The 13,609-nt window shown below is 57.4% G+C and carries 8 protein-coding genes, 6 tRNA genes and 2 rRNA genes; all 16 read right to left on the reverse strand.

Going from position 1 to position 13,609, the window contains the following annotated elements:
- Nucleotides 1-14: 14 nt before the first annotated feature.
- On the reverse strand, nt 15-4,121 hold the full coding sequence (gene rpoB, locus BJG93_RS15325) for a DNA-directed RNA polymerase subunit beta (protein WP_027199091.1): 4,107 nt from the start codon (nt 4,119-4,121) through the stop codon (nt 15-17).
- A 369-nt stretch (nt 4,122-4,490) separates the two neighbouring features.
- A complete protein-coding gene (gene rplL / locus BJG93_RS15330) occupies nt 4,491-4,868 on the reverse strand; it encodes a 50S ribosomal protein L7/L12 (protein WP_027199092.1) in 378 nt (125 codons plus the stop codon).
- Between the two features lie 63 nt (nt 4,869-4,931).
- Complete coding sequence (gene rplJ / locus BJG93_RS15335) at nt 4,932-5,435, reverse strand: 50S ribosomal protein L10 (RefSeq protein ID WP_027199093.1); 504 nt, start codon at nt 5,433-5,435, stop codon at nt 4,932-4,934.
- A gap of 304 nt (nt 5,436-5,739) precedes the next feature.
- A complete protein-coding gene (rplA, locus tag BJG93_RS15340) occupies nt 5,740-6,438 on the reverse strand; it encodes a 50S ribosomal protein L1 (RefSeq protein WP_027199094.1) in 699 nt (232 codons plus the stop codon).
- Nucleotides 6,439-6,870 carry a 50S ribosomal protein L11 gene (gene rplK, locus BJG93_RS15345; RefSeq protein ID WP_008922976.1) on the reverse strand — a complete coding sequence of 144 codons (432 nt, stop codon included), beginning with the start codon at nt 6,868-6,870 and terminating at the stop codon, nt 6,439-6,441. It abuts the gene before it with no gap.
- A 160-nt stretch (nt 6,871-7,030) separates the two neighbouring features.
- Nucleotides 7,031-7,588, reverse strand: a complete 558-nt coding sequence (nusG, locus tag BJG93_RS15350) for a transcription termination/antitermination protein NusG (protein ID WP_027199095.1) — start codon at nt 7,586-7,588, stop codon at nt 7,031-7,033.
- A gap of 1 nt (nt 7,589) precedes the next feature.
- A complete protein-coding gene (secE, locus tag BJG93_RS15355) occupies nt 7,590-7,970 on the reverse strand; it encodes a preprotein translocase subunit SecE (RefSeq protein ID WP_027199096.1) in 381 nt (126 codons plus the stop codon).
- A 35-nt stretch (nt 7,971-8,005) separates the two neighbouring features.
- Nucleotides 8,006-8,081: transfer RNA gene (locus BJG93_RS15360), tRNA-Trp, on the reverse strand.
- A gap of 64 nt (nt 8,082-8,145) precedes the next feature.
- Nucleotides 8,146-9,336 (reverse strand): elongation factor Tu, encoded by a 1,191-nt coding sequence (gene tuf, locus BJG93_RS15365; RefSeq protein WP_027199087.1) that lies wholly within the window; start codon nt 9,334-9,336, stop codon nt 8,146-8,148.
- A 62-nt stretch (nt 9,337-9,398) separates the two neighbouring features.
- Nucleotides 9,399-9,473 (reverse strand) — tRNA-Thr (locus tag BJG93_RS15370).
- A 16-nt stretch (nt 9,474-9,489) separates the two neighbouring features.
- A tRNA-Gly gene (locus tag BJG93_RS15375) sits at nt 9,490-9,563 on the reverse strand.
- Between the two features lie 40 nt (nt 9,564-9,603).
- A tRNA-Tyr gene (locus tag BJG93_RS15380) sits at nt 9,604-9,689 on the reverse strand.
- A gap of 156 nt (nt 9,690-9,845) precedes the next feature.
- A 5S ribosomal RNA gene (gene rrf, locus BJG93_RS15385) occupies nt 9,846-9,959 on the reverse strand.
- Between the two features lie 212 nt (nt 9,960-10,171).
- Nucleotides 10,172-13,053: ribosomal RNA gene (locus tag BJG93_RS15390) — 23S ribosomal RNA — on the reverse strand.
- Between the two features lie 351 nt (nt 13,054-13,404).
- Nucleotides 13,405-13,480: transfer RNA gene (locus BJG93_RS15395), tRNA-Ala, on the reverse strand.
- Between the two features lie 52 nt (nt 13,481-13,532).
- Nucleotides 13,533-13,609, reverse strand: a tRNA-Ile gene (locus BJG93_RS15400).

Raw genomic sequence — 13,609 nt, forward strand, 5'->3', positions numbered from 1 at the left:
CTCCAGTAGTCCGATTAGTTCCGGTCCAGGTCGATGTCGATACCCAGCGACCGGATTTCCTTCACCAACACGTTGAACGACTCAGGCATGCCGGCATCGATCACGTGGTCGCCCTTGACCAGGTTCTCGTAAACCTTGGTCCGGCCCGTCACGTCGTCCGACTTCACCGTCAGCATTTCCTGCAGCACGTACGATGCGCCGTACGCTTCGAGCGCCCACACTTCCATTTCACCGAAACGCTGGCCACCGAACTGCGCCTTACCGCCCAACGGCTGCTGCGTCACGAGCGAGTACGGGCCGGTGGAACGCGCGTGCATCTTGTCGTCGACCAGATGGTGGAGCTTCAGGTAGTGCATGTATCCCACCGTCACCGTACGTTCGAACATCTCGCCCGTACGGCCGTCGAACAGACGCACCTGGTTCTTCGACGGCGTCATGCCAAGGTTTTGGGCAATGTCGTCCGGGAACGCCAGATCCAGCGCGCGCGACATTTCTTCTTCCGTCGCACCGTCGAACACCGGCGTTGCGAACGGCACGCCTTCGCGGAGGTTCCTCGCGAGTTCGAGGATTTCGTCGTCGCTGAAACTGTCCAGCTCTTCGGCGCGGCCCGATTCGTTGTAGATCTTGGTCAGGAATTCGCGCAGTTCAGCGATCTTCGCCTGACGCTGCAGCATTTCGCCGATACGCCAGCCGAGGCCCTTCGCGGCCCAACCCAGATGCACTTCGAGAACCTGACCCACGTTCATCCGCGACGGCACGCCGAGCGGGTTCAGAACGACGTCAGCCGGACGTCCGTCGGCCATGTACGGCATGTCTTCGATCGGCACGATCTTCGACACAACGCCCTTGTTACCGTGACGGCCGGCCATCTTGTCGCCAGGTTGCAGACGACGCTTCACCGCCAGATACACCTTGACCATCTTCAGCACGCCCGGCGGCAGTTCGTCGCCCTGCGTCAACTTCTTGCGCTTCTCTTCGAAAGCGAGGTCGAACTGGTGACGCTTCTCTTCGATCGAATTCTTGATCGCTTCGAGCTGAGCCGCTGCTTCTTCATCCGCGAGGCGGATGTCGAACCAGTGATAGTGGTCCAGATCTTCGAGGTAAGCGCGGTCGATCTTCGTGCCCTTCGCGAGCTTCTTCGGACCGCCGTTCACCACCTTGCCTTCGAGCATACGTGCGAGACGCTGGAACGCATCGCCTTCCACGATACGCAGCTGGTCGTTCAGGTCCAGACGATAGCGCTTTAGTTCATCGTCGATGATCTGTTGCGCGCGCTTGTCGCGCTGGATGCCTTCGCGCGTGAATACCTGCACGTCGATCACCGTACCGCTCATGCCCGACGGCACGCGCAGCGACGTGTCCTTTACGTCAGATGCCTTCTCCCCGAAGATCGCGCGCAGCAGCTTTTCTTCCGGCGTCAGCTGGGTTTCGCCCTTCGGCGTGACCTTGCCGACCAGCACGTCGCCCGCTTCGACTTCCGCGCCGATGTACACGATGCCCGACTCGTCGAGGCGGCCAAGCTGCACTTCTGCGAGATTCGAGATGTCGCGCGTGATTTCTTCCGGTCCGAGCTTCGTGTCGCGTGCAACGACGTTCAGCTCTTCGATGTGGATCGACGTGTAACGGTCGTCCGCAACGACCTTCTCGGAGATCAGGATCGAGTCTTCGAAGTTGTAGCCGTTCCACGGCATGAACGCGATCAGCATGTTCTGGCCGAGCGCGAGCTCGCCCAGATCGGTCGATGCGCCGTCAGCCAACACGTCGCCGCGCGCAACCTTGTCGCCCATCTTCACGATCGGACGCTGATTGATGTTCGTGTTCTGGTTTGAACGCGTGTACTTGATCAGGTTGTAGATGTCGACGCCGACTTCACCCGCGACCGCTTCGTCGTCGTTGACGCGAATCACGATACGGCCCGCGTCGACATAATCGACCACACCGCCACGCAGTGCCTGAACCGTCGTGCCCGAGTCGACCGCCACGGTGCGCTCGATGCCCGTACCGACGACCGGCTTTTCCGGACGCAGACACGGCACAGCCTGACGCTGCATGTTCGAGCCCATCAATGCGCGGTTCGCGTCGTCGTGCTCGAGGAACGGGATCAGCGAAGCTGCGACCGACACGATTTGCGACGGAGCCACGTCCATGTACTGGATGCGGTCTGGTGTCACCATCAGCGTTTCGCCCGCTTCACGCGACGACACGAGTTCGTCGGTCAGCGTGCCGTCATCGGCCACCGCCGCGTTCGCCTGAGCGATCACGTAACGGCCTTCTTCGATCGCCGACAGGTAGTCGATCTGGTCGGTCACCTTGCCGTCCGCGACCTTGCGATACGGCGTTTCGAGGAAGCCGTATTCGTTCAGGTGCGCGTACAGAGCGAGCGAGTTGATCAGACCGATGTTTGGACCTTCCGGCGTTTCAATCGGGCACACGCGGCCATAGTGGGTCGGGTGCACGTCGCGGACTTCGAAGCCTGCGCGTTCGCGCGTGAGACCACCCGGGCCTAGTGCGGAAACACGACGCTTGTGCGTGATTTCCGACAGCGGGTTGGTCTGGTCCATGAACTGCGATAGCTGCGACGAACCGAAGAACTCGCGAATCGCCGACGAGATCGGCTTGGAGTTGATCAGGTCGTGCGGCATCAGGTTTTCGCTTTCGGCCTGGCCGAGGCGTTCCTTCACAGCACGTTCGACACGCACGAGGCCCGCGCGGAACTGGTTCTCCGCGAGTTCGCCGACGCAACGCACACGGCGGTTGCCGAGGTGGTCGATGTCGTCCACTTCGCCCTTGCCGTTGCGCAGTTCGACCAGGATCTTGATTGTCGCGAGGATGTCGTCGTCTTGCAGCGTCATAGGGCCGACGATTTCGTCGCGGCCGACGCGGCGATTGAACTTCATACGACCCACCTTCGACAGGTCGTACGCTTCTTCGCTGTAGAACAGACGGTTGAACAGTGCTTCGACCGCTTCTTCGGTCGGCGGCTCGCCCGGACGCATCATGCGGTAGATGGCGATGCGCGCGGCCATCCTGTCGGCCGTTTCGTCGATACGCAGCGTCGACGAGATGTACGGCCCTTGGTCCAGATCGTTCGTATAGAGCGTCTGGATGTCCTTGATCTTCGCTTCGCGCAGCTTCTCGAGCACGGATTCCGTGATTTCGTCGTTCGCGTTCGCGATGACTTCGCCCGTATCGCCGTCGATTACGTTCTTCGCGAGCACGCGGCCGAGCAGATAGTCTTCCGGAACCGAGATGAACTTGGTCTTCGCGTTATCGAGGTCGCGAATGTGCTTCGCGTTGATCCGCTTGTCCTTCTGGACGATCACGTTGCCGTCACGGTCTGTGATATCGAAGCGCGCGACTTCACCGCGCAGACGCTCCGGCACGAATTCCATCTGCGCGCCTTCCGGCATCAGCGTGAAATTGTCGAACACGAAGAAGTTCGCGAGGACCTGTTCCGGCGTTAGACCGATTGCCTTCAGCAGGATCGTGACCGGCATCTTACGGCGACGGTCCACGCGGAAGTACAGCACATCCTTCGGGTCGAATTCAAAGTCGAGCCAAGAGCCGCGGTAAGGAATGATACGCGCTGAAAACAGTAGTTTGCCCGAGCTGTGCGTCTTGCCCTTGTCGTGTTCGAAGAACACGCCCGGCGAACGGTGCAGCTGCGAAACGATCACACGTTCCGTGCCGTTGATGACGAACGAACCTGTCGGCGTCATGAGCGGAATTTCGCCCATGTACACTTCCTGTTCTTTCACTTCCTTAACGACCGGCTTGCTCGGCGATTCCTTGTCGAGCAATACCAGACGCACCTTGGCGCGCAGCGCCGAGCAGTACGTCAGACCGCGCTGCTGGCATTCCTTGATGTTGAATGCCGGCGGCGACAGCATGTAGCTGACAAATTCCAGACGCGCGAAGCCGTTGTGTGAAACGATCGGGAAAACGGATGTAAACGCTGCCTGCAGGCCTTCTGGCTTCCGTTGCGTAGAAGACGCATCTGCTTGCAGAAACGTGCTGAATGATTCAAGCTGGGTAGCCAGCAGGAAAGGTACTTGGTGAACGATGGGGCGCTTCGCAAAACTCTTGCGAATACGCTTCTTCTCGGTGAAGGAATATTGCATACGATCTCCGAATCACGGCGGGCATAGTTGTCGAGGCAGGATACCTTGATGAGACAACCCGAGTGTTCACCGACTGAGACCCGATGGCCGTCCGATGGCTTGAACGAGCCTAGAAGCTTGGTGGTTGGCCGCTACCAACCGCTGGCTGACGGCAGCGGATGCCTGTGTTGCCCGCTACCCGACCAAACTTGCCTTCTGCAGTCGCTTCAGAAGACAAAGAGAAACGCCGGTCAACGTTACCGAAGGCGTTTTTCTTTGGCTTCTGCGAATCACATTCCTGCCGGCACACATCGGCAAAAACGCGTCCTCCACAAAGCACAAAAAGGCCGGCGGTGAAAAACCGCCAGCCTTCGCACAGCGCGTTGAAGCTTACTTGATTTCAACCTTCGCGCCGGCTTCTTCAAGCTTTTTCTTGGCTTCTTCTGCAGCAGCCTTGGGCACCGCTTCCTTAACGGGCTTCGGTGCGCCGTCAACCAGATCCTTCGCTTCCTTCAGGCCGAGACCCGTCAGTTCGCGAACAGCCTTAATGACGGAAACCTTGTTTGCACCGGTTTCAGCCAAGACGACCGTGAATTCGGTCTGCTCTTCAGCAGCAGCAGCGCCGCCGGCTGCACCTGCCGGGCCAGCCACTGCAACAGCAGCAGCCGACACGCCAAACTTTTCTTCGAACGCCTTGACCAGCTCGTTCAGTTCCAGAACCGACATCGAGCCTACGGCTTCGAGGATGTCTTCTTTTGCGATTGCCATTTGAAATACTCCTAAATTGAATTCGGATACAGCCAGCGATCAATCACGCTCGACTGAAGTGCATTACGCAGCAGCTTCTTCGCCTTGTTTCTTCTCTGCCAGCGCGGCCAGAGCGCGCGCGAAGCCAGAAACAGGTGCCTGCATAACGTACAACAGCTTGGAGAGCAGTTCTTCGCGGCTCGGGATGTTTGCCAGCGCTTGCACGCCAGCCTTGTCCATCACCTTGCCTTCGTAGGAACCAGCCTTGATGACCAACTTGTCATTGCTCTTGCTGAAGTCATTGACGACCTTAGCAGCAGCAATCGCATCTTCCGAGATGCCGTAGATCAGGGGGCCAGTCATCTGCTCTGCCAGCGGAGCAAACGGGGTACCCTCGACGGCGCGACGCGCCAACGTGTTCTTCAACACGCGAAGGTAAACCTGTTGCTCACGCGCTTTCGCGCGCAGCTTGGTCAGATCGCCAACCGCAATTCCACGATACTCAGCCAGAACCAAGGTCTGAGCTTTCGCGACTTGCGCGGAAACCTCTGCGACGACGGCCTGCTTGCTTTCTTTATTGAGTGGCACGGTTAACCTCCAGATTCGATACACGCAGCGTGCGCCTTGTGTACCGCGTTCAATAACGGCGTCCGACCAGTCAGGAGTATTTCGACCGCCCGAAGTCCGTGTGACCACAGACGTCCAACGGCTTCATAACTACAAAACCTTTTCGGGTTCGCCATCTGCGTTGGCTTTGCATTAAGGACCCGCCTACTTGCTGCGTGTCCACCAACGGTCTTTGACAACCGGTCGCGCGATGCCAACTGCCATCTCGCAACCGCCCAAAGCCCTTGAAAGCCGCCCGGACTCGCACCGGAGCGGCAAAACTCATTTACTGTGCGGCGATCGACGTCTGCTCGACACGAACGCCAACGCCCATCGTGCTCGACAGAGCGACCTTGCGCAGATACACGCCCTTGCTGGTTGCTGGCTTCGCCTTCTGCAGTGCTTCGATCAGCGCGTTCAGGTTATTACGCAGCGCTGCAGGTTCGAACGAAGCACGCCCGATGGTTGCGTGGATGATACCGGCCTTGTCTACACGGAATTGCACTTGGCCAGCTTTGGCATTCTTAACCGCAGTTGCGACGTCCGGCGTGACCGTGCCGACCTTCGGGTTCGGCATCAGACCGCGCGGGCCGAGAATCTGACCGAGCGTACCGACGATACGCATCGTGTCCGGCGAAGCGATCACGATGTCGAAGTTCAGATTGCCAGCCTTGACCTGTTCAGCCAAGTCTTCCATACCGATCACTTCGGCGCCAGCGGCACGAGCCTGCTCAGCCTTTTCGCCCTGTGCGAACACAGCGACGCGGACCGACTTACCGGTACCAGCCGGCAGCACGACAGAGCCGCGAACCACTTGATCCGACTTCTTTGCGTCGATACCGAGTTGCACGGCGACGTCGATCGATTCGTCGAATTTCGCGCTTGCGCATTCCTTCACGAGCGCCAGAGCGTCTTCGATCGGGTACAGCTTCTGACGGTCAACCTTCGCTGCAAATGCTTGCAGACGCTTCGAAAGCTTAGCCATTTACACGCCCTCCACGGTGATGCCCATCGAGCGGGCGCTACCAGCGATCGTACGAACCGCTGCGTCCAGATCAGCGGCCGTCAGATCGGGCATCTTGGTCTTGGCGATATCTTCAGCTTGAGCGCGGGTGATCTTACCAACCTTGTCGGTATGTGGCTTGCTCGAGCCCTTGTCCAGCTTCGCTGCCTTCTTGATCAGAACCGTAGCCGGCGGCGTCTTTAAAACGAACGTGAAGCTCTTGTCCGCGAATGCCGTGATCACAACAGGAATCGGAAGACCCGGTTCCATTGCCTGAGTCTGCGCGTTGAATGCCTTGCAGAACTCCATGATGTTCAGGCCGCGCTGGCCCAATGCCGGACCAACCGGTGGCGACGGGTTGGCTTTACCTGCAGGAATCTGCAGTTTGATAAAGCCGATAATTTTCTTTGCCATTTCGAGAACCTCTTTTGGAACGTCAGCTTGCGCGCGGACGCTCAGTGAGTAGTAGCGCGCATTCGCCGACAAAACTGGCTAGTTACGCTCCTCAACGGCCATTCGCGGACCGTAAGCGCGAAATACGGAACCATCTGGCGGTGGTTCCGTAAAATCTGGATTACAACTTTTCGACTTGGCCGAATTCCAACTCGACCGGCGTTGCCCGTCCGAAGATCGTAACGGAAACACGGACTCGCGATTTCTCGTAGTTCACTTCTTCGACGCTGCCGTTGAAATCTGTGAACGGGCCTTCTTTGACCCGCACCATCTCGCCTACTTCAAACAGGGTCTTCGGACGCGGCTTCTCCACGCCTTCCTGCATCTGCGACATGATCTTTTCAACTTCCCGAGGGGAAATCGGACTCGGCCGATTACGCGCCCCGCCGACAAACCCGGTCACCTTCGCCGTGTTCTTTACGAGGTGCCACGTTTCGTCGGTCATTTCCATTTCGACCAAGACGTAGCCCGGAAAAAAACGGCGTTCCGTCACTGATTTGTGACCGCCCTTCACCTCAACAACTTCTTCTGTCGGAACAAGGATCTGGCCAAACTGATCTTGCATGCCAGCGCGCTCGATCCGCTCCTGAAGCGCTCGCTGCACACTCTTCTCCATACCGGAATAGGCGTGCACTACGTACCAACGTTTGCCGCTCGGGGATGCCGGAGTATTACTCATATCATTTCCAACCCAGAATCGCCGAGAAAATCGCCCACTCGATGGATTTATCACAAATCCAGAGAAAGACTGCCATGACGACTACGAAGCCGAACACTACGAGTGTTGTTTGGGTTGCCTCTTTGCGAGTCGGCCAAACAACCTTACGGACTTCTTTGTACGAGTCTTTGGCGAAAGCGATGAAGCCCTTGCCAGGCGCCGAGAGAAGACCGACTGCGACACCCGCGATCGAGCCGAGAACCAAGGCGGCTCCGCGGATGTACCACTCCTGGCCATTCAGCCAGAAGAATCCCACGAACCCGGCCAAGACCAGCAATACACCGGCGCTCAACATCAACTTGTCGCCGGACGTATTTACAGTTTCGACGGAAGGATTCGCCATAACACCTTAACGAAGCGCCAGAACGGCGCGATAGTTGGCAGGGGCAGAGGGAATCGAACCCCCAACCTTCGGTTTTGGAGACCGACGCTCTGCCAGTTGAGCTATACCCCTAAACCATTTGGGGTTGACGACACCGCCAACCCCGCTACAACCGATTACCGAGAACTATCTGGCGTTACTCGATGATCTTGGCGACGACACCCGCGCCGACCGTACGGCCACCTTCGCGAATTGCGAAACGCAGGCCTTCCTCCATCGCGATCGGGTTGATCAGCTTCACCGTGATCGACACGTTGTCGCCCGGCATCACCATTTCCTTGTCCTTCGGCAGTTCGATCGAGCCCGTCACGTCCGTCGTACGGAAGTAGAACTGCGGACGGTAGTTGTTGAAGAACGGCGTATGACGGCCGCCTTCGTCCTTGCTCAGCACATACACTTCAGCCGTGAAGTGCGTGTGCGGGTTGATCGAACCCGGCTTGGCCAGAACCTGACCACGCTCCACGTCTTCACGCTTCGTGCCGCGCAGCAGGATACCCACGTTGTCGCCTGCCTGACCCTGGTCGAGCAGCTTGCGGAACATTTCCACGCCCGTGCAGGTCGTCTTCACCGTCGGCTTGATACCGACGATTTCGATTTCTTCGCCAACCTTGACCACGCCACGCTCAACGCGGCCCGTCACCACCGTGCCACGACCCGAGATCGAAAACACGTCTTCCACCGGCATCAGGAACGAACCGTCAATCGCACGCTCCGGCGTGGGGATGTACGTGTCCAGTGCATCGGCCAGGCTCATGATCGCCACCTCGCCCAGCTCGCCCTTGTCGCCTTCCAGCGCCAGCTTGGCCGAACCCTTGATGATCGGCGTGTCGTCGCCCGGGAAGTCATACTTCGACAGAAGCTCGCGAACCTCCATCTCGACCAGCTCGAGCAGCTCAGCGTCGTCCACCATGTCGCACTTGTTCAGGAACACGATGATGTACGGAACGCCAACCTGACGCGCCAGCAGGATGTGCTCACGCGTTTGCGGCATCGGGCCGTCAGCAGCCGAGCACACCAGAATTGCGCCGTCCATCTGTGCCGCGCCCGTGATCATGTTCTTCACATAGTCAGCGTGACCCGGGCAGTCGACGTGTGCGTAGTGGCGGTTAGCCGTCTCGTACTCGACGTGCGCGGTGTTGATGGTAATGCCGCGCGCCTTTTCTTCCGGCGCTGCGTCGATCTGGTCGTACGCCTTCGCTTCGCCGCCGAACTTCTGCGTCAGAACCGTCGTGATCGCTGCCGTCAGCGTGGTCTTGCCGTGGTCAACGTGACCGATCGTGCCCACGTTCACGTGCGGCTTGGTCCGCTCAAACTTACCCTTGGCCATTTTCGACTCCTAAGAGGATTTTCCGTACGTTGCGCCGGGCGCAAACAATCACCGAGTACTTCTGGTGCCCATGGGCAGGATCGAACTGCCGACCTCTCCCTTACCAAGGGAGTGCTCTACCACTGAGCCACATGGGCGTTACTTCTGTGTTGCTGGAGCGGGTGAAGGGAATCGAACCCTCGTCGTAAGCTTGGAAGGCTTCTGCTCTACCATTGAGCTACACCCGCAAGGATCATGGATTCCCAACAACTACTACAACTTGCATTCTGGTGGAGGAGGTTGGATTCGAACCAACGTAGGCGTAAGCCAACAGATTTACAGTCTGCCCCCTTTAGCCACTCGGGCACCCCTCCGCAGAGAACTGACGATTATGGGGGAACAACATCCCTTTGTCAAGACCACCTTAACCGTTCCGAAGATTACGTTCTCACTTATATAGCGGATTACCGCCAGCTATCTGTAAACGCAAAAACCCCACCGCGGGGGTGGGGTTTCTGAGGTGCTGGGGAGCCTGACGATTACCTACTTTCACACGGGCAATCCGCACTATCATCGGCGTGGAGTCGTTTCACGGTCCTGTTCGGGATGGGAAGGGGTGGGACCGACTCGCTATGGTCATCAGGCATGACGGGTTGCTGCGTCGCGGGGCTGGAGCCAGCCGGGCGCGCCACAGCCAATCGGGAAGAAGCGTAAGGGATTCGTGTGGGGGGTTGTGGTGTTTCTGGCACAACACCGGTCTCAACCGTGTGGGGTCTGCATAAGACCCTGCGCCTTGCGCAGGGTGGGGCATCCATGAGCGCTCAAGCGCTAACGGCTGCCGGCACACACCGGTTATAGGATCAAGCCTTACGGGCAATTAGTATCAGTTAGCTCAGTACATTACTGTACGTGCACACCTGACCTATCAACGTCCTGGTCTTGAACGACCCTTCAAGGGGCTCGAAGCCCCGGGGATATCTCATCTTAAGGCGAGTTTCCCGCTTAGATGCTTTCAGCGGTTATCTCTTCCGAACATAGCTACCCGGCGATGCCACTGGCGTGACAACCGGTACACCAGAGGTTCGTCCACTCCGGTCCTCTCGTACTAGGAGCAGCCCCCTTCAAATATCCAGCGCCCACGGCAGATAGGGACCAAACTGTCTCACGACGTTTTAAACCCAGCTCACGTACCTCTTTAAATGGCGAACAGCCATACCCTTGGGACCGGCTACAGCCCCAGGATGAGATGAGCCGACATCGAGGTGCCAAACACCGCCGTCGATATGAACTCTTGGGCGGTATCAGCCTGTTATCCCCAGAGTACCTTTTATCCGTTGAGCGATGGCCCTTCCATACAGAACCACCGGATCACTATGACCTGCTTTCGCACCTGTTCGACTTGTCAGTCTCACAGTCAAGCACGCTTATGCCATTGCACTATCAGCACGATTTCCGACCGTACCTAGCGTACCTTCGTACTCCTCCGTTACACTTTGGGAGGAGACCGCCCCAGTCAAACTGCCTACCATGCACTGTCCCCGATCCGGATCACGGACCAGGGTTAGAACCTCAAACAGATCAGGGTGGTATTTCAAGGTCGGCTCCACGCAGACTGGCGTCCACGCTTCACAGCCTCCCACCTATCCTACACAGACCGGTTCAAAGTCCAATGCAAAGCTACAGTAAAGGTTCATGGGGTCTTTCCGTCTAGCCGCGGGGAGATTGCATCATCACAAACACTTCAACTTCGCTGAGTCTCGGGAGGAGACAGTGTGGCCATCGTTACGCCATTCGTGCAGGTCGGAACTTACCCGACAAGGAATTTCGCTACCTTAGGACCGTTATAGTTACGGCCGCCGTTTACCGGGACTTCAATCAGGAGCTTGCACCCCATCATTTAATCTTCCGGCACCGGGCAGGCGTCACACCCTATACGTCCACTTTCGTGTTTGCAGAGTGCTGTGTTTTTATTAAACAGTCGCAGCCACCAGTTTATTGCAACCCCTTCACCCTTCTGGCGCAGGCCAGTCAGGCTAGCAGGGCGTACCTTATCCCGAAGTTACGGTACCAATTTGCCGAGTTCCTTCTCCCGAGTTCTCTCAAGCGCCTTAGAATACTCATCTCGCCCACCTGTGTCGGTTTGCGGTACGGTCACTGTGAAACTGAAGCTTAGAGGCTTTTCCTGGAACCCCTTCCAGTTGCTTCGCTTCCGAAGAAGCTCGCGCCACACCCTTGAGTCCTGTGCCCGGATTTGCCAAAGCACCCTCTTCAATGCAGCGACCGGGACTTCCAACACCCGGACAACCTTCCGCGATCCGTCCCCCCATCGCATTTCACAATGGTGCAGAAATATTAATCTGCTTCCCATCAGCTACGCATTTCTGCCTCGCCTTAGGGGCCGACTCACCCTACGCCGATGAACGTTGCGTAGGAAACCTTGGGCTTACGGCGAGGGGGCCTTTCACCCCCTTTATCGCTACTCATGTCAGCATTCGCACTTCCGATACCTCCAGCACACTTTCCAGTGCACCTTCGCAGGCTTACGGAACGCTCTCCTACCATGCACATAAATGTGCATCCGCAGCTTCGGTATATGGCTTAGCCCCGTTACATCTTCCGCGCAGGACGACTCGATCAGTGAGCTATTACGCTTTCTTTAAAGGATGGCTGCTTCTAAGCCAACCTCCTGACTGTTTTAGCCTTCCCACTTCGTTTCCCACTTAGCCATATTTGGGGACCTTAGCTGGCGGTCTGGGTTGTTTCCCTCTTGACACCGGACGTTAGCACCCGATGTCTGTCTCCCGTGATTGCACTCTTCGGTATTCGGAGTTTGCTATGGCGTAGTAATCCGCAATGGACCCCACAACCATGACAGTGCTCTACCCCCGAAGGTGATACACGAGGCACTACCTAAATAGTTTTCGGAGAGAACCAGCTATTTCCAGGTTTGTTTAGCCTTTCACCCCTATCCACAGCTCATCCCCTAACTTTTCAACGTTAGTGGGTTCGGTCCTCCAGCACGTGTTACCGTGCCTTCAACCTGGCCATGGATAGATCACCTGGTTTCGGGTCTACACCCAGCGACTGGACGCCCTGTTCGGACTCGCTTTCGCTACGCCTGCCCTAATCGGTTAAGCTCGCCACTGAATGTAAGTCGCTGACCCATTATACAAAAGGTACGCCGTCACCCTCTTTCAAAGGCTCCGACTGTTTGTATGCATGCGGTTTCAGGATCTGTTTCACTCCCCTCCCGGGGTTCTTTTCGCCTTTCCCTCACGGTACTGGTTCACTATCGGTCGATCACGAGTATTTAGCCTTGGAGGATGGTCCCCCCATCTTCAGACAGGATTTCACGTGTCCCGCCCTACTTCTCGTACACCCAGTTCTTTCATAATGCTTTCGCCTACGGGGCTATCACCCGCTATGGCCGCACTTTCCAGAGCGTTCGGCTAGCACTACAAATAAAGAGTACAGGCTGGTCCCATTTCGCTCGCCACTACTCTGGGAATCTCGGTTGATTTCTTTTCCTGCGGTTACTTAGATGTTTCAGTTCACCGCGTTCGCTTCGCTGAACCTATGGATTCAGTTCAGGATGACCCATACGGGCCGGGTTTCCCCATTCGGATATCGGGGGATCAAAGCTCGTTTGCCAGCTCCCCCCCGCTTTTCGCAGGCTACCGCGTCCTTCATCGCCTGTGATCGCCAAGGCATCCACCACATGCACTTGTTCGCTTGACCCTATAACGGGTGTGTCTCTGTGTCGACCCACGTTAGCGCCTTGGCGCTTAACGTGGCTCCCATCCCCCGCAGGGGACAGACGCACTCGCTACAGGTTGAGTATTCGTGTTGCGCCGTATTCCAAGGCGATCTCTCGATCACCTTTAAAATACATCGATACAATCACAACCCTGATTCACCTACTCACGCACCCATCTCCAGGCACGCTTTCGTGAATCTCCTTACTACTTCTTCCTGATTGTTAAAGAACGACAGCCGGTATCACATTCCATCGCGTACCGCGCTGACTGGCTCAATCGCCAATGCCAAGTACTCAGCCTCACTTCGTGCTGAACCCTTGGCATTGAGGATTGGTGGAGGATGACGGGATCGAACCGACGACCCCCTGCTTGCAAAGCAGGTGCTCTCCCAGCTGAGCTAATCCCCCCGGCCCCACACAGACCCGGGCACACTCCCCGGCCCCGCACCACAGACAAGGATGGTGGGTCTGGATGGATTCGAACCATCGACCCCCGCCTTATCAAGACGGTGCTCTAACCGGCTGAGCTACAGACCC

This window comes from Paraburkholderia sprentiae WSM5005, from assembly GCF_001865575.2.
GTDB classification, from domain to species: Bacteria; Pseudomonadota; Gammaproteobacteria; order Burkholderiales; family Burkholderiaceae; genus Paraburkholderia; species Paraburkholderia sprentiae.